Origin of the sequence: Aeromonas molluscorum, from assembly GCF_051376105.1 — a bacterium.
In the GTDB taxonomy this organism is placed as follows: Bacteria; Pseudomonadota; Gammaproteobacteria; order Enterobacterales; family Aeromonadaceae; genus Aeromonas; species Aeromonas molluscorum.
In genome coordinates this window covers 1007103-1032500 of the sequence record NZ_JBPQCY010000002.1, presented here as the reverse complement: position 1 = coordinate 1032500, position 25398 = coordinate 1007103, and the positions used below count along the sequence as shown (strand labels likewise).

19 protein-coding genes are annotated in these 25398 nt (G+C 60.4%); 7 read left to right on the top strand and 12 right to left on the bottom strand.

Annotated features, from left to right (window positions below):
• Positions 1–127 precede the first annotated feature (127 nt).
• Entirely contained in the window at positions 128–1033 is a 906-nt protein-coding gene (locus ACSMDR_RS15420; RefSeq protein ID WP_436468809.1) for a GGDEF domain-containing protein, read from the top strand.
• Positions 1034–1128: 95 nt separating this feature from the next.
• Here the strand turns inward: ACSMDR_RS15420 and tilS are convergent, their stop codons facing one another.
• On the bottom strand, positions 1129–2478 hold the full coding sequence (gene tilS / locus ACSMDR_RS15415; RefSeq protein WP_436468808.1) for a tRNA lysidine(34) synthetase TilS: 1350 nt from the start codon (positions 2476–2478) through the stop codon (positions 1129–1131).
• A gap of 132 nt (positions 2479–2610) precedes the next feature.
• On the opposite strand from tilS, the gene ACSMDR_RS15410 reads away from it, so the two are divergent.
• The 3 genes from ACSMDR_RS15410 (at position 2611) to ACSMDR_RS15400 (ending at position 7309) form a co-directional block, all read left to right on the top strand.
• On the top strand, positions 2611–4641 hold the full coding sequence (locus ACSMDR_RS15410; protein ID WP_436468807.1) for a M13 family metallopeptidase: 2031 nt from the start codon (positions 2611–2613) through the stop codon (positions 4639–4641).
• Positions 4642–4757: 116 nt separating this feature from the next.
• Positions 4758–5195, top strand: a complete 438-nt coding sequence (locus ACSMDR_RS15405; RefSeq protein WP_436468806.1) for a PliI family lysozyme inhibitor of I-type lysozyme — start codon at positions 4758–4760, stop codon at positions 5193–5195.
• 380 nt (positions 5196–5575) lie between these two features.
• On the top strand, positions 5576–7309 hold the full coding sequence (locus ACSMDR_RS15400) for an ABC-F family ATP-binding cassette domain-containing protein (protein WP_436468805.1): 1734 nt from the start codon (positions 5576–5578) through the stop codon (positions 7307–7309).
• A 78-nt stretch (positions 7310–7387) separates the two neighbouring features.
• Here the strand turns inward: ACSMDR_RS15400 and yjeH are convergent, their stop codons facing one another.
• Positions 7388–8677, bottom strand: a complete 1290-nt coding sequence (gene yjeH, locus ACSMDR_RS15395; protein ID WP_436468804.1) for an L-methionine/branched-chain amino acid transporter — start codon at positions 8675–8677, stop codon at positions 7388–7390.
• A 160-nt stretch (positions 8678–8837) separates the two neighbouring features.
• Here yjeH and ACSMDR_RS15390 point away from each other — a divergent pair, with 160 nt between their 5' ends.
• On the top strand, positions 8838–9263 hold the full coding sequence (locus ACSMDR_RS15390; RefSeq protein WP_436468803.1) for an Lrp/AsnC family transcriptional regulator: 426 nt from the start codon (positions 8838–8840) through the stop codon (positions 9261–9263).
• Between the two features lie 66 nt (positions 9264–9329).
• Here the strand turns inward: ACSMDR_RS15390 and ACSMDR_RS15385 are convergent, their stop codons facing one another.
• Positions 9330–10628, bottom strand: coding sequence for an HAAAP family serine/threonine permease (locus ACSMDR_RS15385; RefSeq protein WP_436468802.1), 1299 nt, complete (start codon positions 10626–10628; stop codon positions 9330–9332).
• Positions 10629–11109: 481 nt separating this feature from the next.
• Here ACSMDR_RS15385 and ACSMDR_RS15380 point away from each other — a divergent pair, with 481 nt between their 5' ends.
• Together ACSMDR_RS15380 and ACSMDR_RS15375 are read left to right on the top strand one after the other, a co-directional pair.
• Complete coding sequence (locus ACSMDR_RS15380) at positions 11110–12015, top strand: LysR substrate-binding domain-containing protein (protein ID WP_436468801.1); 906 nt, start codon at positions 11110–11112, stop codon at positions 12013–12015.
• Positions 12016–12123: 108 nt separating this feature from the next.
• Entirely contained in the window at positions 12124–13557 is a 1434-nt protein-coding gene (locus ACSMDR_RS15375) for an MATE family efflux transporter (protein WP_436468800.1), read from the top strand.
• Between the two features lie 127 nt (positions 13558–13684).
• Here ACSMDR_RS15375 and accA read toward each other — a convergent pair whose 3' ends face one another.
• The 9 genes from accA to bamA all read right to left on the bottom strand — a co-directional run bounded on the left by accA (position 13685) and on the right by bamA (position 25392).
• Positions 13685–14635, bottom strand: a complete 951-nt coding sequence (gene accA / locus ACSMDR_RS15370) for an acetyl-CoA carboxylase carboxyl transferase subunit alpha (RefSeq protein WP_005892086.1) — start codon at positions 14633–14635, stop codon at positions 13685–13687.
• 15 nt (positions 14636–14650) lie between these two features.
• Positions 14651–18130 carry a DNA polymerase III subunit alpha gene (gene dnaE, locus ACSMDR_RS15365; protein ID WP_436468799.1) on the bottom strand — a complete coding sequence of 1160 codons (3480 nt, stop codon included), beginning with the start codon at positions 18128–18130 and terminating at the stop codon, positions 14651–14653.
• Between the two features lie 72 nt (positions 18131–18202).
• Positions 18203–18793 (bottom strand): ribonuclease HII, encoded by a 591-nt coding sequence (gene rnhB, locus ACSMDR_RS15360; RefSeq protein WP_040318815.1) that lies wholly within the window; start codon positions 18791–18793, stop codon positions 18203–18205.
• 66 nt (positions 18794–18859) lie between these two features.
• A complete protein-coding gene (gene lpxB, locus ACSMDR_RS15355) occupies positions 18860–19999 on the bottom strand; it encodes a lipid-A-disaccharide synthase (RefSeq protein ID WP_005892079.1) in 1140 nt (379 codons plus the stop codon).
• Positions 19992–20783: an acyl-ACP--UDP-N-acetylglucosamine O-acyltransferase gene (gene lpxA / locus ACSMDR_RS15350; RefSeq protein WP_005892077.1), complete on the bottom strand. Its 792-nt coding sequence runs from the start codon at positions 20781–20783 to the stop codon at positions 19992–19994. The genes lpxB and lpxA overlap by 8 nt, the downstream gene beginning before the upstream one ends.
• Before the next feature lie 2 nt (positions 20784–20785).
• Positions 20786–21247, bottom strand: coding sequence for a 3-hydroxyacyl-ACP dehydratase FabZ (gene fabZ, locus ACSMDR_RS15345; RefSeq protein ID WP_005892075.1), 462 nt, complete (start codon positions 21245–21247; stop codon positions 20786–20788).
• A gap of 18 nt (positions 21248–21265) precedes the next feature.
• Entirely contained in the window at positions 21266–22288 is a 1023-nt protein-coding gene (gene lpxD / locus ACSMDR_RS15340) for a UDP-3-O-(3-hydroxymyristoyl)glucosamine N-acyltransferase (RefSeq protein ID WP_040318822.1), read from the bottom strand.
• 3 nt (positions 22289–22291) lie between these two features.
• Positions 22292–22804, bottom strand: a complete 513-nt coding sequence (locus tag ACSMDR_RS15335) for an OmpH/Skp family outer membrane protein (protein WP_005892069.1) — start codon at positions 22802–22804, stop codon at positions 22292–22294.
• A 164-nt stretch (positions 22805–22968) separates the two neighbouring features.
• On the bottom strand, positions 22969–25392 hold the full coding sequence (gene bamA / locus ACSMDR_RS15330) for an outer membrane protein assembly factor BamA (protein ID WP_436468798.1): 2424 nt from the start codon (positions 25390–25392) through the stop codon (positions 22969–22971).
• Positions 25393–25398: the final 6 nt, after the last annotated feature.

Genomic DNA, 25398 nt, shown 5'->3' with positions numbered 1-25398 from the left:
TTTCCCTCCTATTTTATTGACTTAAGTCTAGTCAGCCGGGGTTGGCCCTATAGAACATATTTTGGGCGCGGATCTTGCAATGCTTGACACCATGGTGGGCCAAGGTGCCGCTAGGTAAGGAAAAAGAGTGGATAATTCAACATCGTGGAGAGGGGCCAACGCCTCAGTCGGTTATGACGCAGCACAGTGGATCCGCCAACTGGATCACCTGACGCCCGTGATAAGTCAGCCAGCCCATGGCTTGCTCGAGCGCCTGCTCGGTCAGCAGACCTTGAGCGAGCTGCTGGCAATCTTTGCCCGCACGGCGGCAAGGATTGTCCGCATCCACAGCCTATGCCTAGAGGGCACCAACCACCACAGCCTGATCCAGTGCCTGCCGCAAGATCAGCTCAGCTTGCACAGCCAGCAATTTCCGCTCAGGGATGGTCAGGGGATCTGTCTGGGCCAGCTCCATTATCAGCTGGTTCAGGCCCCCAACCAGCAACAGATCGATGAGTTGCAGGCCTGCCACCGCCAGTTCGAGTTGGCGCTGCCTCTCTATCTGCGGCTGGCAAATCTGGAGCAACAGGTGCGTCTCGATCACCTGACCGGGCTTGGCAACCGGGCCTACTTCGACGAAGCCCTCGGCCGCGCCGTCGAACAGCACAGCCGGGATCCCCATGGCCTGGTATTGGTGCTGCTGGATCTGGATCGCTTCAAGCAGGTCAATGACACCTGGGGCCACCCGGTCGGCGATCTGGTGCTCAGCCGCTTCGCCCAGCTGCTGCAACAGTGTATCCGCGCCACGGATCAGGCATTTAGGATCGGGGGTGATGAGTTCGCCCTGCTGCTGCAACCGGCCGATGCCGAGGCCTGGCGCCCGGTATGGCTACGTCTGCAACAGATGCTCAACAGCCACCAGGAGCTCGCCAGCTTCGAGGTCGGCTGCTCCCTGGGGGCCGCGCACTGGCTGCCGGGCATGAACGTCTACACCCTGTACGAGACCGCCGACAGCCACCTCTATTCCCGTAAAAAAGCCGGCGACGTGGTCTAAAGGCCAAGCAATGAGGTAGGTCTGCAGGGAATAGGCAAGCCAGGGGCCTGCGCTGCTTAAAAACACCGGGGCGGCCAATGGCCGCCCCGGTGTTTTCATGGCAAGGACTCAGCCTCGGTATCGCCCGGGGAGTCCAGCCTCTGCCAGGCCAGCCCCAGATTACCCGTGCGGGCAAATCCCTCGCAGATAAAGAGATCCAGAGCCGCCGCGGGCGTCTCCCCATAGAAGATCATGGGAATACGCCCCCGTTGCCAGGAGGGCACGCCGTACTCCTGCCACAGCTTCTTGAGGCGGCGGCTTCCCCCCCGCCCCTGAGGGGTCAGGGTCTGGCCAGGCGCCACCGAGAAACGAATGGAGAGCGGCTCATCCGCCTCGGGCAGCCTCAGTTGCCCCTCGGTACTTATCTTCAACTGCAAACTGCCAAGCCTATCCGGCAAGGTCACCAGGACGTCAGGAACCAGAGGGATCTGCTCGGTCAGGGGGGCGAGATCCGGGCGCACCAGATGGAGCAAGCCCTGGTAGCGGCGACAACTCACCCGACCCCAATTGAGTTGAGGGTTGGCGTCCGGACGTGCCAACACCAGCTCGTCCCATAGCCGGGCGAGCTGATCCCGGGCTGGCATATCGCCCCCCTGCCGCCGGATCCAGTGACGGAGCAGATTGTTGCGTCTGGCCGGGCTCAACTCATGGAGCGGAGCGATGCGCAGCGCCTCCCCCTCTCCCGCCAATCGCCAATCCTCGGCAGCCAGCTCTTCGAGCAGCGCCTGCTGCTCGGCGCACAGCGCCATGCTGCGGGCTGCCGTCTGGGCGATCGCCGGCCAGCGTGCCCTGAGCCCGGGGATCACTCGCTGGCGCAGGAAGTTGCGATCGTAACTCAGGTCCTGGTTGCTCTCATCCTCCACCCAACTCAGCCCAGCCTCGCTTGCCGCCTCGGCCAGATCCTGCCGACTCACCGTCAGCAAGGGCCGCAGCAACGCTCCTTTGCCAAAAGGCTGACTGGGCAAAATACCGGCTAGCCCCCGTGGGCCGGCACCACGCTTGAGTGCCAGCAGCAGGGTCTCCAGCTGATCGTCCTGATGATGGGCCGTGAGCAACCATCCCCCCGGGGCAAGCGCCGCACTGAGCTGCCCATAGCGGGCGGTGCGGGCCTGAGCCTCCAGGCTTTCGCCATTACCCCGGTTCAGTTGCACCCGTGCGACCTGCAGCGGCACACCGAGCTGCCGACAGAAAGCGGCGCACTGCTCGGCCCAGGCATCGGCATTGGGACTGAGCCCATGGTGCACGTGCAGAGCACGCAAGGGCAGTTGCCGCTCGCGGGCGAAACGTTCGGCCAGCAAGAGCAGCAGGGTGGAGTCGAGACCGCCGCTGTAAGCCACCAATAAGGAGCTGGAACTTGTCGGCGTCGGCAGGGTCTGACAGAAACATGAATAGAGTTGAGAAATCATAGGCTTCCCCGGAATAGACGGGCCGATCTTAGCAGAGTCGGGCTTATCAAGCTGTAACCGGGCTGCTAGAGTGAGACTCGCCTGCTCTAACCCTGAGCAAGGACGCTAATAACTCGAATTGGAACAAGCAAAATGCACAACAAAAAAAGCATACTGGCCGGATTGATCGGCTTGGCTTTGCTGGCAGGTTGCAGCCAGGGGCCTGCCCAGGATCAGGCCCACTCAGGGCTGACTTTGGCCAACATGGATACCAGCGTAAAACCCGGCGACGATTTTTTCCGCTATGCCAACGGCCATTGGCTCGCCAGCGCCAAGATCCCCGATGACAGACCCGCCGACGGCGCTTTCTATACCCTGCGCGACAAGTCGCTTGCCGATGTTCGCACCCTGATAGAAGCGCTGCCCAAAGACGCCCCCCAGGGGTCGGAAGCCCAGCAGATCCGTGATTTCTACGCCAGTTACCTGGACAAGGGCGGCCGTGATGCCAAGGGCCTGAGCCCGCTTCGCCCCATGCTCGCCGAGTTGGATCAGGTAACGGATAGCCGCACACTGGCCCAGGCCCTGGCGCGAACCGGCAAGGTTGGCGGCAGCGCCCCCTTCGGTTTCTGGATAGGGCCGGATGCCAAGGCGCCAACCCGGTACAGCGTCAACATCGGTCAGTCCGGCCTCGGCCTGCCGGACAGGGACTACTACCTCAAGAACGATGACGCCAGCGTGCACCTGCGCCAGCAATACCAGCAACACATCGCCGGCATGCTGACCCGGGCCGGTGAACCCGATGCCCAAGGCAAAGCCAAGCAGATACTGGCCCTTGAAACCGCCATCGCCCGCATCCAGTGGGACAAGGTCGCACTGCGGGACAGGGAGAAGAGTTACAACAAAGTCGCCACCGGCGACCTCAGCCGCCTCGCTCCCCATATCGACTGGCAGAGCTATCTCAATGAGGCGGGCATCGCCAATCAGCCGACGCTGATCCTGGGCCAACCCAGCTACCTGCAAGCTCTGGATACACTGATGGTGCAGACCCCGGCAGCCCAGTGGCGCAACTACCTGAAGTGGCAACTCATCAGCGACTACGCCCCCTACCTCGACAGTGGGACCGACCAGGCCAACTTCGCCTTCTTCGGCACCGTCCTGAGCGGTACTCCCAAGCAGCGCGCCCCCTGGGAGCGAGCTCTGGCGGTGCTCGATGCCCATCTGGGCGAGGCCGTCGGCAAGCGGTATGTGGCGCAATACTTCCCCCCCGAAGCCAAGGCCCGCATGGAGCAGCTGGTCGAGAACCTGCGCATCGCCTATGGCCAGAGCATCGATACCCTCGACTGGATGTCGCCAGCCACCAAGGCGCAAGCCAAGGAGAAGCTCGCCAAGTTCAGACCCAAGATTGGCTACCCGGACAAGTGGCGGGACTACAGTGCCATCCGGGTCGAACCCGATGATCTGATCGGCAACCTGCTGCGAGCCCAGGCTTTCGAGTATCAAGAAAGCCTGTCGCGCCTTGGCACTCCGGTCGACAAGGATCGCTGGTATATGTCGCCCCAGACGGTGAACGCCTACTACAACCCCAGCAACAACGAGATCGTGTTCCCGGCCGCCATACTGCAGCCCCCCTTCTTCGATCTCAACGCCGATGATGCGGTCAACTATGGCGCCATCGGCGGCGTCATCGGCCACGAAATGGGCCATGGTTTCGATGATCAGGGCGCCAAATCCGATGGGGACGGCGTGTTGCGCGACTGGTGGACCCCGACCGATCTCAAGGAGTTCAGGTTCCGCACCAGCCGGTTGGTTGCTCAATACAACCGCTTCGAACCCATCGCGGGTCAGTTCGTCAACGGCCAGTTCACCCTGGGGGAAAACATCGGCGATCTGGGCGGCCTCACCATAGCCCACAAGGCCTACCTGCTGTCGCAGGGTGGCAAGGAGGCCCCCGTACTCGATGGCTTTACCGGCGAGCAGCGCTTCTTCCTCGGCTGGGCCCAGGTGTGGAAGGGCAAGTATCGCCCCGAGCTGATGCAGATGCTGCTGAGTTCGGATCCCCACTCCCCGCCCGAATACAGGGTCAATGGCGTGGTGCCGAACATCCCCGCCTTCTATGAGGCGTTCAAGATAGAGCAGAGTGACAAGCTCTATCTGGACCCGGCCAAGCGAGTCAAGATCTGGTGATCACCACCTCGTCTAGGCAGATGAAAAGCGCCGGGCAGAGATGCCCGGCCCACCCGTTTCCATCCGTGACTGGCAACTCATGCTTGCCAGTCAGCGCAGTCAAAAGGGTCAAATCGATGAAAACCTTGCTCATGACACTCGGCCTGCTCAGCCTGCCACTGGCCGGCCAGGCGGCGGAGGGTTTTTTCAAGCAGCTGACACTGCCCTCAGGTCAGGTGATCACCGTCAACGAGGGACGCGGCGAACCCGCCTCCACCGGCAGCTACGACGTGCGCCTCTACTCCGGCGCCAACCCCCAGTTCCCGCTGGATCAGTTCATCGACGGCAAGGTATTGCCCCGCGATGGCAGCATCAAGGATCTCAAGTTGCAGGATCTCAACGGTGACAAGCAGCCCGAACTCATCGTCATCATGGAGAGTGTCGGCAGCGGCAGCTACCTCAGTGCCAATGCCTTCATCATCAATCCGCAGGAGGGGCTCGACCTCTTCAACCATGTGGAGGGATTGGCTCCAAACGATGATGTGATCCAGGCACTTAAAACCCCCAGGGATTAATGGACAATCAAGCGGGCAGCTCACCACGCTGGGCTGCCGCCTTGCTTGCGACCAACAATCAAAGGCAATTCCCGCGGCACCCATCACAAGATGGTGACGTGCCCGCGGTCTCCAATGGACGCTCATTTTCTCTGCGCTTATAATCGCCGCACAGTGCCATAACAAAACACAAGGAGGTAAAAAATGGTTATCCAAGCGTGTCCGATGTTCTCGGCCCGCCTGTTCGGCACATTCCCGTGCTCTTGCCTGCATACCATCGCGCTGCGATAGCGGGTTCGAGCAAAGCCGACTCCCTTCCCAACCGAGACCTTTCTCGACCGTTGTTGCCAGCGCTCCTGATGACAGGGATTTCTGATCCCGAGATTTGAGAGAGCAAGAGCATGACAACCCTGATGAGTACCCATTCCCTGCAAATGAGTGCGGGACATCTTCCGTTATTTGACAACCTGGACCTGAGCATCCGCAGCGGTGATCGCATTGGCCTCATCGGTGCCAATGGCTGTGGCAAGAGCACACTGCTCGCCCTGCTGGCCGGTCAGCGTCAACCCCATGACGGACGCATACACAAGGCCACCCCCTGCCGCTGTGAATTCGTGGCCCAGCATCTGCCTGTGCAACTGCAAACGCTCAGTACCCGCGCCGTGCTGTTCGATGCCCTGGACAACGAAGCCGACCAAGGGTGGCAGGTGGACAAGATGTTGACCGAGCTGCAACTGGCAGAGCAGGCCGACCTCCCGGTCAACGCCCTGAGCGGTGGCCAGCACACCCGTTTGCAGATTGGCCGCGCCCTGCTGCGCCAGCCCAACCTGTTGCTGCTCGATGAACCCAGCAACCACCTGGACTTGCCCGCCCTGCTCTGGCTGGAGCGCTTCCTGCTGGCGTGGCGCGGCGCCTTCGTGCTGGTCTCCCACGATGGGCGCCTGCTCGATCGGGTGACCCGGGATACCCTGGTTCTGCGGGATCGACGCCTCTATCGCTTCGCCCTGCCCTGCAGCCAGGCGAGGGCAGCCCTGGCCGAAGAGGATGAGCAGGCCCGCCTGCGCCGGATGGATGAGCAAAAAGAGATCGACCGCCTGAGCGCCAGCAGCAAGCGCCTCGCCATCTGGGGACGGGAGCATGACAACGAGAAGCTGGTGCGCCAGGCGAAATCCATGGAGAAACGGGTGGCCAGACTGCAGGAGGAGCAGAGCGTGGTCGGGGCGGATGCCCCCTGGCGCCTCGAACTGCACGGCCAGGCCCTGCCCGCCGATGCCCTGCTGCGGCTCGACGCCCTCGACGTGCGCCCCGCCCCCGGCTTGCCGCCGCTGTTGCGGGCCGAAGATCTCTGGCTGCGCGCCGGCGACAGAGTCGCCCTGCTTGGCGCCAATGGCACGGGCAAATCCTCCCTGCTTCGCCAGTGCTGGGGCGAGCTGTCCGACCAACTGCCGGCTGAGGGCTGGTATCGCCACCCCGGCGCCAGCATCGCCTACTACGATCAGTCCCTGCAGCAGCTGGACGACGACGCAACCCTGACCGATGCCCTCTATCCCCTGGCGCCTTTGCCGGAGGTAACGCTGCGCCAGGCCTTGATCCGGGCGGGTTTCCCCTACTCCCGCCACGGCCAGCGAGTGCATGGCTTGAGCGGGGGGGAGCGGGCCAGACTGCTGTTCCTCGCCCTCTCCCTGGCGAGCCACCATCTGCTCTGGCTCGATGAGCCCACCAACCATCTGGATCTGGCAGGCAAGGAGGAGCTGGCCGAGGCGCTGACCGGCTTTGCCGGCGGCGTATTGCTTGTCTCCCACGACCGGGATCTGATCGAGCGCAGCTGCAACCGTTTCTGGGTGATCAGGGAGGGCCGGATCCACGAAGCCCACAGCGCCGAGCGGGCCTATGCCGAGCTGCTCGGCGATGCGCCCTCGTTGGCTGCAGACAAGGCAAGCCTGGCCGCCTCCGCAATGGTGCAGGCCCCGGCCGGCCCGGCGGATAACGAAGAGGAGCTGCTGGCCCGCTGGTATGAACTCGATGCCCTGCTGGCCGCCGATCTCGCCCGCAAGCCCAGGCACCAGACCCCGCGGCTGCAGCAGAGCTGGCGCGACGAGCTATCCCTGATCGCCGAGCGGCTCGGTCTCCACTGAAGGCCAATGCCAACCCAAAGGAAGAAGCCCCGCACTGCGGGGCTTCTTCCATCTAAAACCGATGTCATTTGACGACCGTTATTTGATCACTGAGCAGGCCCCATCATCGACCGCGCCTTGGGGCTGACGATACCTGCGTCGCCACCAGACGAAGAGACCATAACCCAGGGTCAGCAGCAGGGCATAGATGCCCTCTGCGGCCAGGGCGACCATGACGGCCGCGCAGAGCAAGGCACTTAACCCCGCCAGCCACTTGCCGCCGCCTGCCAACAGGCGCCAGCCCGCCGCCATGCAGAGCAGATAGATCAGCACAAAGTTGCCATTGGCGTAGCGGATCAAGGTATCAAGGGGCAGCCGCCACCAGAGGATCAAGGTGATCGAGGCGACACAGATGCCGAGCACCAGACAGAGCGCCCGCACCGGGGTTCCCCTCGTAGACAAGGTTGCCAGGGGAGCAGGCAGCTTGCCTTCGCGCGCCATGCTCCAGATGAGGCGGGCGAACCCTTGCAGGTAGATGTTGATGCTGGCAAAGCAGGAGAGATAGCCGAGGATGGCAACCAGCCACTTGGCGGTCGGGCCGAACAAGAGCGCCAGAAGGGTCGGAATGGCGGTGGCATTCTTCGCCTCATCGCCATAGAGACCATATTTGAGCACGACCAGGGAGTGGATCCAATAGATGAGCCCCGCCAGCAGCACGCCACCGAGCAGCGCCAGGGGGTAGTCACGCTCCGGTTTTTTGAACTCCTCACCCATGTGGGCGAAGGCTTCCAGACCGACGAAGCACCAGAACATCACCGCCAGCGCCGTGGCCATGGCGGGCCACTCACCGGCGTCTGGCAGAGGCTGAGCGGCATCGCGCCAGCCAATCTCGCCCTTGAGGGCGATAAGCAGAGTCAGCCCCACGATGGCCAGAGCGATCAGCAGTTGCAGATTGCCCGAGGATCGCGCACCGCGCAGACCGAGCAGCAAGACGCCAAGCAGGGTCAGCAACTGTATCGCCCACAGGGTCAGCTCGCCGAGTGCGAACAGGGCATGCCAGAATCCTGCCGCTATGGTCAGTGCGGCAGGCAAACCCACCGGCAGCACGGCCAGAAACAGGAAGGCGGAGTAACGTTCGGCCCCGGCCCCAAAGGCCTTGCCGATAAGATGCGGCGCCCCGCCCGCATGGGGATAACGCCGCCCGAGCCGGGCGAACGTAAAGGCGATGGGTAGCACCAGCACGATGAGCAGCCCCCAGGCCCAGAGCGAGGCTCCCCCCGCCAGGGAGGCCGCGGCGGCAGGTACCACGAAAATCCCGGTACCAAGCAAGGAGGTCGCCAGCAACCCCATCCCCTGCCACAGTCCCAGATCCTTCTTTAAGCTCGACATTTTCCGTTGTCCGATGTGAAAATCGTCCACCATGTTAGGCCAATTCGGCCTCGCAGGTAAGTCATCAGACTGCCGCTTGGCAGTGGTGAAGTGACGGTTATCACCGCCATTTCGTCGGCCATAACCGGGGTGCGCAGGAAAGCAGCAGCAAAGAGGCAACGTGGACAAATACGACGACAAGATAGTGGCCCTGCTTTCGCAAGATGGTCGGCTCAGCATCAGCAAGCTGGCCGAGACGGTGGCGCTGTCCCGCTCCGCGGTGAGCGAGCGGCTCAAGCGCCTGGAGGAGCGAGGCATCATCCTCGGCTATCGCGCCGTGCTGGCCGAGCCCCAGGGCCAGATCAGCGCCTTCTTCGAACTCAGCTTTCGCACCCCCCGCTGCGAGCAATATGGCGCCCGCATCGGCCAGATCCCCGAGGTGCGGCTCTGCTACAGCATCAGTGGCGACACCGACATGCTGGTGCAGGTCAGGGTGGCGAGCATGACGCGGCTCGACGCCATTCGCCAACAGTTGGAGGCCCTGCCCCAGCTCAGCATGATCAAGACCCATACCATCTTGAGCGAGCTTGTCGATCGCACCCGTTGAGCCAGTTCAGGGATGCCCAGACAACACAAAGCCGCCCGAGGGCGGCTTTGTGTTGATAACGCTGACTCAGAACAAGAGGGAGTAGAGGATGCCGGTCATGGCCAGCACGCCAATCAGGGTCACGAACAGGTTGCTGGGCTGGCCCGCAAACTTGCGCATGGCCGGTACCTTGGCAATGGCGTACATGGGCATCAGGAACAGCAGCATGGCGATGATGGGGCCCCCCAGGGATTCGATCATGCCGAGTATGCTGGGGTTCACCGTGGCTACGGCCCAGGTGGTCAGGATCATGAACAGGGCGGTGACCTTGTTGAGCCGCGTGCTGTCAATCGACTTGCCACGTTCACGCAGCATCTTGACCATCAGCCCATTGAAGCCCTCTTGTGCCCCCAGATAGTGACCCAGGAAAGACTTGCTGATGGCGACCATGGCGATCAGCGGCGCCAGGGTGGCAATCACGGGATTGTCGAAGTGGTTTGCCAGGTAGGAGAGGATGGAGATGTTCTGATCCTTGGCCGCCAGCAAATCACTTGGAGAGAGTGCCAGTACGCAGCTGAACACGAAGAACATCACGCTCACCACCATCATGATGTGGGCGCCCAGCAGGATGCGGTTGCACTTGCCATCGGCTCGCTCACCGTAGCGGCCCTTATTATCCACCGCAAACGACGAGATGATGGGCGAGTGGTTGAAGGAGAACACCATCACGGGAATGGCCAGCCACAGGGTCTTGACGAAGTCCCCATTGAGGGCGTCGGACAAGGCCGGCGCCTCGCTGATGATGGCACCATTCCAGTGCGGAACCAGGTAGAAGGCCAGCCCCATGAGGGCGATGACGAAGGGGAACACCAGTATGCTCATCGCCTTGACGATAAACTTGCCCCCCAGACGTACCACGGCCATCAGGGAGAGGATCAGCCCCAGGGCCAGCAGGGCACGGGGTGGCGGCGTCATGCCGAGCTGATGGATCATCAGGCTCTCCACCGTGTTGGTGATGGCAACGGCGTACATCAGCAAGATGGGGTAGATGGCGAAGAAGTAGAGCAGCGTGATGAGCTTGCCCGCCATCTTGCCAAAATGCTCCTCGACCACCTCGGTGATGTCACCATCCCGGGTCGAGCCAGAGAGCACGAAGCGATTGAGGCCACGGTGAGCGAAGAAGGTGAGCGGCAACGCCAGCAGGGTCATGGCCAGCAGCGGCCAGAGTCCGCCGACCCCGGCATTGATGGGCAAGAACAGGGTGCCGGCACCGATAGCTGTACCATACAAGCCCAGCATCCACACCAGATCAGCCTTGTTCATGCCAGTGGCACGGGAGCCCTGGCGCGGCAGACTGCCTTCTACTGCAACATTCATCTCGGACATGAGTCGTTCCTGTAGTTTGAGAATCGAATTTCTGGCTCACGGCAAGTGCCGCCTTGTTCCGACTCCCTGGAACCCTGTGTCCACCCTGGATCTGGCTCGAACCGTGGCGCAATCCGGCAAGCGTTACCTGATTGCAACAAGTGGGGCGATAGGGGGATTCACTTTGAACCATGTCACGGCGCTGTTCACACTCCGTTAACCCGCATCGCGTTGATGGGGTCACTCTAAATTAAACATCTCGTCAAATCACAGATAAATTTGAAGAATTAAACAAAAGTTTGACTTAAATCGTGTTTGCAGCGCCTTGAATCACGCTTCCTTTCCAGCTTGATGAAAAACCGTTAACAACTCAGGGGAACAGCTTGGTGACGCCCCTCTGCCAATGAAACAAACTGCTTACATCCCCTCCGCTTGGCACCCAAGTTGTGCGCCGCCTTGCCCTGGCGTACCCTGTTGCTCACCATTTTTCCGTTGAATAGATATGGCCGTTACCCGTACCGATCTCGCCGAACTGGCCGTGTTTGCCGCCGTCGCCCGCCATCAAAGCTTCAGCAAGGCGGCCCTCGAACTCGGCGTCTCGGCCTCCGCCCTGAGCCACAGTCTGAAAGGGCTGGAGACCCGCCTGGGGGTCAGACTGCTCAATCGCAGTACCCGCGCCGTGGTGCCGACCGATGCGGGCCAGCGGCTGCTGGAGCAGTTGCTGCCGACCCTGAACCAACTGGCGACCGCCCTCGAGGAATTGAGCCGCCACAGCGATGAACCGGTCGGCCGATTGAAGATCTGTGCACCGCGCAGTGCCATCGACGAACTGCTGGCCCCGGTGCTTATCGACTACATGGTGCGTTACCCGCGCATGCAGGTGGAGGTGGTGGAGCAGGAGCTGATGCCGCGCCTCATCGAGGATGGCTATGACGCCGCCATCTTCTATGGCGATCTGCTGCCCAAAGAGATGATAGCCGTGCCGCTCGGGCCGCCCCAGCGCTATCTGGTGGTAGGCTCCCCCGCCTATCTGGCCGAGCATGGCACGCCGCAGCACCCTCGCGAGCTGTCCCGTCACGCCTGCATAGGTTATCGCTTGACCCCTTCCCACCACTACCGCTGGGCCTTTGCCGGGGAAGAGGGCAGCCAGCTGGAGATAGAAGTGACCGGGCCCCTGACCACCAGCACCCCCGCCCTCTATCTGGGGGCCGCCGAGGCGGGCTTGGGGTTGGCTTATTGCCTGGAGGAGGAGGTGAGCAAACAGCTGGCGCAAGGAAAATTGGTGAGCATGCTGGAGCAGTGGTGCCCCACCTTCGCAGGTTTCTCTCTCTTCTATCCCAGCCGCCATCAGCTGGGCCATGGTTTGCGCACCCTGATCGACCAGCTTAAAGGCCACTATCGAACGTGAGATTACTGAGCATGACTCATCAAACCATCAAATAAAGACGGGATTATCAATAAAAAAATATCAATCTAGACTGTCTGCTCGATAATCGGCCTCCCCGAGAGAACAGATATGTCTACCTATTTCACCCTGCGCCAGCGGGCCATGACCCGCCGTTTCTGGGGCTATGCCCTCCCCTCCATCATGGCCATGCTGGTATCCGGTGCCTACTACCTGGTCGATGGCATCTTCGTCGGTCACTACGTGGGCGCCGCCGGTCTTGCCGGTATCAACCTGGCCTACCCGGTCATCATGGTGCTCATTGGCCTTGCCGCCATGATAGCCATGGGGGCGGCCACCGCCATCTCCTTCCAGCAAGGTGCCAAGAACCTCAAGCTCGCACGCCAGGCGCTGGTCAATGCACTCTGGCTGCTGACCTTGCTCGGCACTCTGGCCCCCCTGCTGCTGCACCACTGGCACATCGATATCCTGCTGGCATTGGGGATAGAGCAAGGCACAGAAACCTGGAAACAGGCCAGTGACTACCTCACCTGGATTGGTGGCGGTACCCTGCTGCTGGCCAGCAACCTGGCGGTACCCTATCTGTTGCGCAACGATGGTCGCCCCCGCCTCGCCATGATCCTGGTCAGCAGCGGTGCCCTCCTCAACATCGCCCTCAACTATGTGATGGTCGGCCGACTGGGGTTGGGACTGGTGGGCACGGCCCAGGCGACCCTCATCGCCGAAGGGGTGGTCAGCCTGCTGGGGTTGGGATATTTCTTTACCGCCCATGCCAGGCTGCGTCTCTCCTGGCGTGATCTGGTGCCCAAATGCCCGGCCATGCCCGGCTTGCTGTTCAACGGTCTGCCAAGCCTCATCGCCCAGTTCAACCTGGGGTTGCTGCTGCTGCTGCACAACAGCCAGTTGATGGTCTATGGCTCGGTCAAGGATCTGGCGGGCTTCACCGTGGCCGGTTACACCGAGGCGGTGTTCATCGTGATATTGCAAGGCCTGGCGTTCGGCATCCAGCCCCTCATCAGCCAGGCGGCGGGGGCCGGGCGCAATCGGGACCTGAGCTTCCTGATGGCCATGGGGCTCAAAGTGACGCTGATCTACGGGGTGGCGGTCTGGCTGCTGGTCCAGCTGCTGCCGCAACCGGTGGCCATGCTCTATACCGGCAGCCAGGATGGCGAGCTGCTTGCCGCCGCCGTCAGCAGCCTGACCCTCAACCTCGGCGCCATTCCCCTGGAGGGGATCATCATGTTCGGCATAGTGTTGCTGCAGTCCATGGCCCGCACCAGACAGGCGCTGATCATCTCGGCCGCCAAGACGGCGCTGCTGCTGCCCCTCATCTTCTGGCTGCCGCTCCAGTGGGGCCGGGACGGCGTGCTGCTCGCCCAGCCCACGACTGTGCTGCTGTTGACCCCGCCGCTGTGCTGGCTGCTGTGGCGTGAATGGCGTCGCCTCAAGCTGGCGTGCGCTCCTCAGGCGCCTGCATCAGGCCAAGCCGCCCGTCAGCAAGGAGTGCCGCTTGCCCGGCGCGCCAGCGGGACTCCGTTGAGTTGAGCCAACAAGGGGTCGTGCAAGACATGGCGCCAGAAGACATCATGTGAACCCCCTTTATCTCGGACACAAAAGGAAGGCCCCCGCAATGCGAGGGCCTTCTGGTATCGGTTCGATATGACGCCTGGGCTTAGCAGTAGCCGTAACCCAGCAGACGCTGGTAGCGCTGGTCGAGCAGCTGATCGCTGTCGAGGGGACGCAAAGCATCCAGATCCTGCTTGATGCGGGCCTTGAGGCGCTCGGCCATCAACTCCACATTGCGGTGAGCACCACCGAGCGGCTCCTCGACGATATTGTCGATGAGCTTGAGCTCTTTCAGACGCTGGGCCGTGATGCCCATGGCATCGGCGGCCACCGGCGCCTTGTCGGCGCTCTTCCACAGGATGGAGGCGCAACCTTCCGGCGAGATGACCGAGTAGGTAGAGTACTGCAGCATGTTGACGCGATCACCTACGCCAATGGCCAGGGCGCCGCCCGAGCCGCCTTCACCGATCACGGTGCAGACCACCGGCACGGTCAGACCGGCCATCACTTTCAGGTTGCGGGCAATCGCTTCAGACTGGCCACGCTCCTCGGCACCCACACCTGGGTAAGCACCCGGGGTGTCGATGAAGGTGATGATCGGCATCTTGAAGCGCTCGGCCATCTCCATCAGACGCAGGGCCTTGCGATATCCTTCCGGACGCGGCATGCCGAAGTTGCGCTTGATCTTCTCCTTGGTCTCGCGACCCTTCTGCTGACCGATGATCATCACCGGCTCACCGTCGAGACGGGCGATGCCGCCGATGATGGCCTTGTCATCGGCATAGGCGCGATCGCCAGCCAGCTCGTCGAAGTCGGTGAAGATCTGCGCGATGTAATCCAGGGTGTAAGGACGCTGGGGATGGCGCGCCATCTGGGATACCTGCCAGGCCCCAAGATCACCGAAGATCTTCTTGGTCAGCTCTTCGTTTTTCTTCTCCAACCGGCGGATATCTTCTTTGAGATCCACGGCGTGATTGCCTTCGCTCACATGTTTGAGCTCATCGATCTGCGCCTGCAATTCGGCTATCGGCTGTTCAAAATCCAGAAAAAGACTCATAGGGCCTTAGAACCTCTAATCAAAAACCAATTCCACCCGCTCTCGTCCCAGCAGGACACGCAAGTCATCTATCAGTTGATCGGTGGGCGTCACCCGCCACTCGGTACCGAGCGTCAGTCGCACCCGTGAGCCGGGACGCCGATAGTGTACCTGAACCGGACAGACTCCGGCACGAGCGGGCTCCAAAATCTCGCTAAAACGCTGAAAAAAGCGTTCATCTATGCGCTGTTCGTCGAGAGAAATACGGATCGCCCTGGCGAATCGCTCCCTCGCATCATTGATATCCAGCAGTTCACGGGCCGACATTTTAAGGCCACCGGAGAAGTCATCAAAGCTGACCTGTCCAGAAACCACCAAAATACGGTCTTTTTGCATCAATTCTTCGTATTTTTCCAGTGCTTCACTAAATAGTGTCACATCCAGACGCCCGGATCTGTCGTCCAGGGTAAAGATCCCCATCTTGTTGCCGCGCTTGGTGACCATGCTGCGAGCCGCAATCACCAGACCCGCTGCCGTGGTCACCGTATCCCGGGAGGTGGGATGCAGATCGCACAGCCGACCCGAGGTATAACGGCGCAGTTCGCTGCTGTACTGGTTGATGGGGTGGCCGGTCAGATAAAGCCCGAGGGTCTCGCGCTCCCCTTCCAGCCATACCTTGTCCGGCCACTGCGGTACGTTGGCGAACGCCTTTTTGACGTCATCAATCTCCTGGGTCAAGACCCCGAACATGTCGACCTGACCAAATGCCTGGGCCTTGGCATGCTGCTCGGCGGCGCGCATCGCCTCCTCCAGGGTGGCCATCAGGGCGGCCCGGTGGGGGCCGAGCCGGTCCATGGCACCGGAGTAGATGAGCTTCTCCATCACCCGCTTGTTGATCTTCTTGATGTCGACCCGGTTGCAGAAATCGAACAGATCCCGGAAGGGGCCGTCGCTGTCCCGCGCCGCCAGGATAGCATCGATGGGGCCCTCGCCGACCCCCTTCACCGCCCCGATGCCATAGACGATATGGCCATCTTCATTGACGCTGAAGCGATAACGGCCGGTATTCACGTCCGGCGGTATCACCGTGAGCCCCATGCGCTGGCACTCGTCCACCAGGGTCACTATCTTGTCGGTGTTGTCCATGTCGGCCGTCATCACCGCCGCCATGAACTCGGCCGGGAAGTGGGTCTTGAGCCAGAGGGTCTGGTAGGAGACCAGGGCGTAGGCGGCGGAGTGGGACTTGTTGAAGCCGTAGCCCGCAAATTTTTCCACCAGATCGAAGATCTTTACCGCCAGCTCGCCGTCGATGCCGTTTTTAACGGCGCCTTCCTCGAACCCCGAGCGCTGCTTGGCCATCTCGGCCGGGTTTTTCTTGCCCATGGCCCGGCGCAGCATGTCTGCCCCACCCAGGGTGTAGCCCGCCAGCACCTGGGCTATCTGCATCACCTGTTCCTGATAGACGATGATGCCGTAGGTGGGTTCGAGTATGGGCTTGAGGCTCTCGTGCTGCCAGGTGGCATCCGGGTAGGAGATGGCCTCATCCCCGCGCTTGCGCTCGATGAAGTTGTCCACCATCCCGGACTGGAGCGGGCCCGGACGGAACAGTGCCACCAGGGCAATCATGTCTTCGAAACAGTCGGGTTGCAGCCGCTTGATCAGATCCTTCATGCCGCGGGATTCGAGCTGGAACACCGCCGTGGTCTCGAAGCGCTGCAACAGCGCAAACGACTTCTTGTCATCGATGGGGATGGCGGCGATATCGATCGGCGGCTTGCCCTCTTTGGCCAGGCGCGGGTTGATCATGCCGAGCGCCCAGTCGATGATGGTGAGGGTGCGCAGCCCCAGGAAGTCAAACTTCACCAGACCAGCATACTCCACATCGTTCTTGTCGAACTGGGTGACCGGGTGCTGTCCTTCACTGTCACAATAGAGCGGCGCGAAATCGGTGATCTTGGTGGGCGCTATCACCACACCACCGGCGTGTTTGCCTGCGTTGCGCACCACCCCTTCGAGGCGGCGCGCCATGTCGATGAGATCCTTGACCTCTTCATCCTGATCGTAGAGCTCGGGCAGCTTGGGTTCGGCCTCGAACGCCTTGGCGAGCGTCATGCCCGGATCCGGCGGTATCAGCTTGGAGATACGGTCCACGAAGCCATAAGGGTGGCCCAACACCCTTCCTACGTCCCGCACTACCGCCTTGGCGGCCATGCTGCCGAAGGTGATGATCTGCGACACCGCATCCCGGCCATACATGTCGGCGACGTGATCGATCACCTCGTCGCGCCTGTCCATGCAAAAGTCGACGTCGAAGTCGGGCATGGAGACCCGTTCCGGGTTCAGGAAACGTTCGAACAGCAGATCAAACTCCAGCGGATCGAGATCGGTGATCTTGAGCGCGTACGCCACCAGCGAACCCGCCCCCGACCCTCGGCCGGGACCGACCGGAATGCCGTTGTCCTTGGACCACTGGATAAACTCCATCACGATGAGGAAGTAACCAGGGAAGCCCATCTGGTTGATCACCTTGAGCTCTATCTCGAGGCGCTCATCATACTCGCCGCGCTTGGCGGCACGCACTTCCGCGTCCGGGAACAGGAAAGCGAGCCGCTCCTCCAGTCCCTCCTGGGCTTTCACCACCAGAAACTCTTCCGTGGTCATGTCGCCGGTCGGGAAGTTGGGCAGGAAATATTCCCCAAGGCGCACAGTCACGTTGCAGCGTTTGGCGATCTCCACCGTGTTCTCCAGCGCCTCGGGGATATCGGCGAACAGCTCGGCCATCTCGGCCTGGCTGCGCAGATATTGCTTGGGGCTGTAATTGCGCGGCCTGCGCTTGTCCGCCAGGGTGTAGCCATCATGGATGGCCACCCGGATTTCGTGGGCATCAAAGTCTTCGGCGTTGAGGAACACCACCTCGTTGGTGGCCACCACCGGCAACTCGAACTCGGCGGCGATGGCCACCGCCATGTGCAGGTAAGCCTCCTCGTCCGGCCGCTCGGTGCGCAGCAACTCGAGGTAATAGGCATCGGGGAAATGCTGGCGATAGAAATCGAGACACTGCTCGGTCTGCTGCCGATTGCCCTTGAGCAGAAACTTGCCCACGTCCCCCTCACGCCCACCGGAGAGCACTATCACCCCTTTGGCATGATCGCTCAGCCAGGCCTTGTCGATGACAGGCTTGTCCTGCACATGACCACGCTGGTAGGCACGGGAGATGAGCATGGTGATGTTCTGGTAACCCTCATTGTCCATGGCGAGCAGGGTGAGCCGAAACAGCTCCTCCCCCAGCTCCTCGCTCTGCGCCCAGAAATCGGTGCCGACTATGGGTTTGAGCCCCTTGCCGTGGGCCGCGCCATAGAAGCGCACCAAACCGCACATGTTGACCTGATCGGTCAGCGCCAGGGCGGGTTGACCATCGGCGGCGGCGGCGCTGACGAGAGGAGCAATCTTCTGCAGGCCATCGACCATGGAGAAATCGGAATGAACGCGCAGATGGATAAAGCTAGGCTCGGCCATGGTCACTCCCTGGTCGTTGGTTGAAGTCGATTGACACTATCGTCGGTTGAGTCATGGATAAAGGCCGCAAGGTCACTCCTGCCCAAGGGCCCGGCGCACCGGCTTGAAGCTCTGGCGATACTCGGGCAAGGGGCCGTGTTCAGCCAGAATGGCAAGGTGCTCAGGGGTCGGATAACCCTTGTGGCGGGCAAAGCCATAGACGGGGTGGCGGCTATCGAGCTCAGTCATCTCCTCATCACGGGTTACCTTGGCGAGGATGGAAGCGGCACTAATGGCAGCCACCAGGCTGTCGCCCTTGACCACGGCGCGCGCTTCCATCGGCAGAGCCGGGCAGCGATTGCCGTCGATGAATACCAGTTCAGGTACTATCTGCAGCCCGGCCACGGCACGCTGCATCGCCAGCATGGTGGCGTGCAATATGTTGTGCTCATCGATCTCGGAGGGGCTGGCACGACCGATGGCCCAGGCCAATGCCTTCTCTTTTATCTCGCCGTACAGGGCGAGACGCTTCTTCTCGGAGAGCTTCTTGGAATCGGCCAGCCCGGCGATGGGCCTGGCAGGATCTAGGATCACGGCGGCAGTGACCACGTCGCCCACCAGGGGACCGCGGCCAACTTCGTCCACACCGGCAACCAGCTTGTCTTCGGGAATATCGATCATCATCTTGCAGCCTTGAATTAAAACAGGCCCCGCAGGGCCAGTATCAGCACAGCATCGCCAGCAGGCGTACTATTTGCCAAGCAGTGCGAGTACAGCATCGGCAGCCTGCTTGTCAGCGTCGCAACGGATGCTCTGATGCAGCCGGGTGAAGGTGGCGATGAGCTCGCTGTTGTCGTGGGCAAGCAGTTTGCACACCTCGTCGACCAGATTCTCGGTGGTGCATTCGTGCTGGATAAGCTCGGGCACCAGCATCTGATCCGCCAGCAGATTGGGCAGGGAGACGTAATCCGTCTTGACCAGGCGCTGGGCCAACCAGTAACTAAAGGGCTTAAGCTTGTAACCGACCACCATGGGTTTTTTCACCAGCATGGCTTCCAGTGCCGCCGTGCCCGAGGCCAGCAACACCACATCGGCGGCCGTCATGGCCTCCCGACCCTGCCCTTCGAGCAGCACCATCTCCAGCTTGGGGGCTATCTCCTGCTTGATGCGGAGAAACTGCTCCCGTCGCGCCTCGTTGACCAGCGGCACGATGAAACCGAGATCAGGGTAATGTACCGTCAAATGCTTGCACGCTTCGAGGAAGAGAGGGGACATAAAGCCCACCTCGGCGTTGCGACTGCCCGGCAGCACCGCCAACCAGCGGCGGGAGGGATCCAGCCCGAGCTCGGCACGAGCGGCAGCCTGATCCGGCACCAGCGGGATCCCGTCGGCCATGGTATGACCCACGAAGCGGCAGGGCGCATCGAATCTGTCGTAGAAGGCTTTCTCGAACGGCAAGAAGGCGAGCACCAGATCGGTGGCGGCCTTTATCTTGTGAATGCGGCCCTGACGCCAGGCCCAGACCGAGGGGCTGACATAATGAACCGTCTTGATACCGGTACGGCGCAGTTTGAGCTCCACCCCGATATTGAAATCCGGTGCATCCACCCCGATAAAAATGTCGGGTGGATTGTCAATGAAATGGCGGAGCAGTTCGCGGCGGACCTTGAGGATGCGCGGCAGACGGCCCAGTACCTCGGTGATCCCCATGACGGACAGTTCTTCCATCTCGAACAGCGCCTTGACGCCGAGTGCCTGCATGCGCGGCCCGGCTATCCCTTCAAACTGCGCATCCGGATAACGGCATTGCAATTCACGCACCAGGCCGGCGGCCAGGATGTCGCCGGAGGTCTCTCCGGCAACGATACCGATGCGCATGGGATCAGGCACGGATGATGCCACGCTCATTGTCTTTGAGGAAATCGACATAGAGCTGGACAGCCGGTTCGGCTTGTGCCATCTCAATCAGCACGGGCAGCACCTCTTCGATGGTCTTGCCTGAACGGAAGATCTCCTTGTAGGCACGCTTGACCGCAGAGATGGCCTCCGGGCTGAAACCACGACGACGCAAGCCCTCGGAGTTGACCCCGAACGGCTTGGCATAGTTGCCGGCAGCCATGACGTAAGGCGGCACGTCCTTGTTCAGGGCGGCGCAGCCACCGACGAAGGCGTGGGCGCCGACCCGGCCAAACTGGTGAATGGCGGAGAGACCGCCGAAGATGACGAAATCGCCGATCACCACGTGACCCGCCAGGGTCGCATTGTTGGCAAAGATGCAGTTGTCACCGATGATGCAGTCATGGGCCACGTGCACGTTGACCATGAACAGGTTGCCACTGCCCACCTTGGTCAGACACTGATCCTGCACAGTGCCACGGTGGACGGTGCAGTTCTCGCGAAAGACGTTGTTGTCGCCGATCTCAAGGAAGGTGCGTTCACCGGCGTACTTCTTGTCCTGGCAATCCTCTCCGATGGAGGTGTGCTGGAAGATCTTGTTGCCGCGGCCAATCTTGGTCGGCCCCTTGATCAGAACATGAGAACTTATCCAGGTGTCATCACCAATTTCCACCTCGGCGCCAATGACGGAAAAGGGGCCTATCTCAACCCCTTTGCCTATCACGGCAGACTCATGGACGATAGCAGTATCGTGAATGACGGCTGTCGAATCGATCACTATTACACCTCGCGTTTGGCACACATCAGTTCGGCGGTACACACCACCTCACCATCAACGGTAGCCACACCGGTAAATTTGGCAATGCCACGACGCTCCTTCAGGAACACTACGTCCAGCACCAGCTGGTCGCCAGGGCCAACCGGACGCTTGAAGCGTGCATGGTCGATGGAGGCGAAGTAGTAAAGTTCATTCGGGGACGGCTTGCCGACCATGGTAAATGCCAGGATGCCGGTGGCCTGCGCCATGGCTTCCAGGATCAACACACCGGGGAACACCGGCTTGGCCGGGAAGTGGCCCTGGAAGATGGGTTCGTTGAACGAGACGTTCTTGATGGCACGCAAGGTTTTGCGCTCATCGCTGATCTCGTAATGCTCAACCTTATCCACCATCAGGAACGGATAACGGTGTGGCAGCAGATCCATGATTTCCTGGATCCCTAAGCTTTTCTTTTCAGTAGTCAAAACAGTACCCTATCGTGATTATTCTTCGTCACCCAGTTTCTTCTCAAGCTTGCTTAACCGCTTGTGCATCTCGTCGATACGCATCACCCGGGCGGCGGTCTTGCGCCACTCTTTATTGGTTTGCAGGGGGATGCCGGACGAGTAGACACCGGGCTCGGTAATGGGTCGCATCACCATGGCCATACCGGTAATGGTGGCCTGGTCGCAAATCTCCATATGCCCGTTAAAGACGGAAGCGCCGCCAATAATACAATACTTACCAACCTTGAGACTACCGGCCATCACAGTCGCACCCGCTACGGCGGTGCCGTAGCCAATCTCGACGTTGTGGGCGATCTGGCACTGATTGTCGATGATGACATTGTCGGCAATACGAGTGTCTTCCAAGGCGCCCCTGTCAATGGTAGTACAGGCGCCAATCTCGACTCTATTGCCGATGGTCACGCCACCGAGCTGAGGGATCTTGATCCACTCGCCACGCTCGTTGGCATAACCGAAACCGTCTGCCCCTATCACTGTACCGGCTTGCACCAGGCAGTCTGTTCCCAGCGTCACTTCATGATAGAGAGTGACATTGGCCCACAGGCGGGAGCGATCACCCAAGCGGGTGTTGTTGCCTACGAAGCAACCCGGACCTATGCGGACATCATTCCCCAGCACGACGCCGGATTCGATGACCGCATTGGCACCGATGGCTACCCTCTCACCCATCTGGACATCGGCGGCAATGACAGCGCTAGGATGAATATCCATGGCTGGCTGCGGCGTAGTATCCAGCAACTGGGCAACCCGGGCAAAGCCGACATAGGGATCCTTGAGTACCAGTGCATTGGTGGGACAAAACGGCAGGTCTTCCTCCGTGATCAACACGGCGGTGGCCTGACACTGTTCCAGATAAGTGCGGTACTTCTTGTTAGACAGGAAGGTTATTTCCCCCTTCCCGGCCTTTTCCAGTGTCGCTACCTTGCGAATTTCCAGGCTTCCGTCGCCATGAACCTGTGCCCCAAGCCGCTGGGCCAGCTGTGCGAGAGTGAATACCATCAATTAGTTGCTCTTACTGACCTGAGAGATAACCTGACCGGAGATGTCCAGCTTGCTGGCAGCATAGGGGGCGGCGTTGCGCTCCAGCACCAGATCGTAACCATTGCTCTTGGCGATGGAATCGATGGCAGCTTTCACCTTGGTCAGGATCTTGTTGCGCTCTTCTGCCTGACGACGGCCGTTATCCTGCTCGAACGCCTGACGCTTCTGGTTGAACTCCATCTGCAGCTTGGCCAGTTTCTCCTGGTTCTGCTTCTTCTGGTCAGCGCTCATGAAGGCTTCATCCTTCTTGAACTTCTCAACCAGTTTCTGGCCATCGGATTCCAGTTTCTGCAACTCACGCATGCGCGGCTCGAATTCGCCTTTCAGCTTCTTGGAAACAGCTTCACGCTGGGGCAATTTCTGGAAGATTTCGCTCATGTCGACCACGGCAATCTTGGTGTCAGCCAGGGCGGAACCCATGCCAGCGACCATCAGAGCAATACTCAGACCAGCGACTTTCAATGCTTTGTTCACACTTACTCCTTGTACCCCCGGATGAGGGTAACTGATTACCTTGAATTGCAAGCGACACCCGGTGCCAACTTGTTACTTAGCGGGGCCCGACAGGCCCCATTATTCCCCGCCCTCTCGAGGAGAGCGGCTACACCAGGTGGGACCAGCCCTGCTGGCCCCGTCCTTTAGAAGGTACGGCCTATGTTGAAGGAGAAGAACTCGGTTCTATCCCCTTCGTACTCTTTGAGCGGACGTGCTATGGCAAACACCAAGGGGCCCATGGGTGAGAGCCACTGAACCGACAGACCATAGGAGGCCCGGAAGTTGGTGGGGTCCGAGTAGTCCATCAAGTACTTGCAGCCCGTCACACAACGGTTCTGATACTGGTCATAGTCGAAGGTGGTATCCCATACCGAACCCGCATCAACGAATACGCTGGTACGCAGTTGAGGCTGATAGGTTTCAGAGGCAAAAGGCGTCGGCACAATCAGCTCGAGAGAGGCGATAGCCAGGGCATTTCCCCCCACTGAACTGTCGGTGCCTTGGGCAACATCATTACCCCCTACGTTGTAGTAGTAGAGCGCCTTGGGACCGACGGTATTGCTCTTGAAGCCACGCAGGGTATCGAAACCACCGGCGAAGTAGTTCTCGAAGAAGGGCAGCACGTGGTCATAGTCGCCGTTGCTGCCGTAGCCGTTGCCGTAGGAGACGCGGGCCTTGGTCATCAGCACCCAGCTGTGATCCACATCGAACGGGAAGTAGTGAGCATCTTCGGCGTTGAGCTTGAAGTACTGCAGATCCATCCCGGGCACGGTCACCTTGGCGTTAAAACGCTGACGGTTACCATCGCTCGGGAAGGTCCCCTTGTTCAGGGTGGAACGGGTCCAGCCAGCGGTGAAATCGACCGTGTTGAAGGTCAGTCGGTTGTCACCGTCGATGTTGGCGCTGTATACCTTCCAGAACTCCTCAACCTGCTGATAGGGGTTGGGCTGGGACAGCTTGTTATTCTCGAAGCCCAGACTGAAGTCGAGGCGGTTGTTCTCGTTGACCGGGAAACCGCTGGAGAGGCGGAAACCTATGGTGGTGTTCTCATAGTCAACGATGTTGGCATCTGCCGCGCTGAACTCGTTGTAATAGAGACGCCCCCCCAAGCTGACCCCATCGACGGTGAAGTAGGGGTCGTTATAGCTCAGGTCGATGCTCTTCGAGTAGTCGTTGGTACTGGCCGAGATGCCGATCTTCTTGCCGGTACCCATAAAGTTGTCCTGCTGCAGACCTGCCTGCAGGCTCAGACCCGAATCAGTACCATAGCCAACCCCGGCATTGATGGATCCCGCCGGCTGCTCCTTGACCTTGAAGTCCAGATCAACCTGGTCATCACTACCCGCAACCCGTTTGGTATCCACGTCGGCACTTTCGAAATAGCCGAGGCGGTTAAGGCGAGTCTTGGACTGCTCGACGTTGTCGGAGGAGAGCCAGGTACCTTCCATCTGACGCATCTCGCGGCGCAGTACTTCATCTTTGGTGGTGACGTTGCCGCTAAAGTTGATATTGCGTACATAGACTCGGGGACCCGGCTCTATGTTGACGATCAGCTCGACTTCCTTGGTTTCATCGTTGATCTGCGGGAAGGTGGTGACCTTGGGATAGGCATAGCCGTAACGACCGAGGAACTTGGAAAGCACCTCTTCGGTGTGGGTTACCTGGCTCGCAGAGTAGACGCTGCCTGCCGTGATGGGGATGAGCTCCTTCATCTCGGCGCCACGGTCTATCATGTCACCCTTGAGCTGGATGCCAGAAACCTTGTACTGATCCCCTTCCTTGAGGTTGAGGGTGACATAGACCCCCTTCTTGTCAGGGGTCATGGAGACCTGGGTAGACTCCTGGGCGAAACGAATGTAACCGCGATCCAGATAGTAGGAGCGCAGCACTTCGATATCGCCTGCCAGTTTCTGCTTCTGATAGCGCTGATCGCCGGTGAAATTCCACCAAGGCACATCGTCCTTGAGGGAGAGCTGGGCCAGCAGTTTCTCTTCCGGGAATACATTGTTGCCGACGATGTTGATCTGCTGGATCTTGGCGGCTTCACCTTCGACGAAGGTGAACTTGAGGTCGACCCGGTTGCGGGGCAGCGGGGTGACGATGGCCTTGACCTTGGCGGAGTACTTACCCACGCCATAGTAGAAGTCTTCCAGGCCCTTCTCGAGAGAGCTCAGCACGGTACGATCCAGGGGATCGCCCACCCGAATGCCGGAAGACTCCAGGCTCTGGGTCAGCTGCTCTTCCTTGATGTCCTTGTTGCCGGAGAACTCGATGCTGGAGATGGTCGGTCTTTCCTTGACCGCCACTTGCAGCACATTGCCGTCCCGATAAACTTTGACGTCCTCGAAGTTGCCCGAGGCATAGAGCTTCTTGATGGCGCTGGCCAGGGTAACGGGATCGACGGTGTCACCGACCCGGATCGGCAGGTTCAACAGGGCGGCGCCCAGTGTCACCCGCTGCAAACCGTCAACCTGAATGTCTTGCACCACAAAAGAGGCAGGGGCCGCCTGGGCCAGGAAGCTGGCACCCAGCAGGCAACTCAACACCAATGCTTTTTTAACAGCCATTTTGTT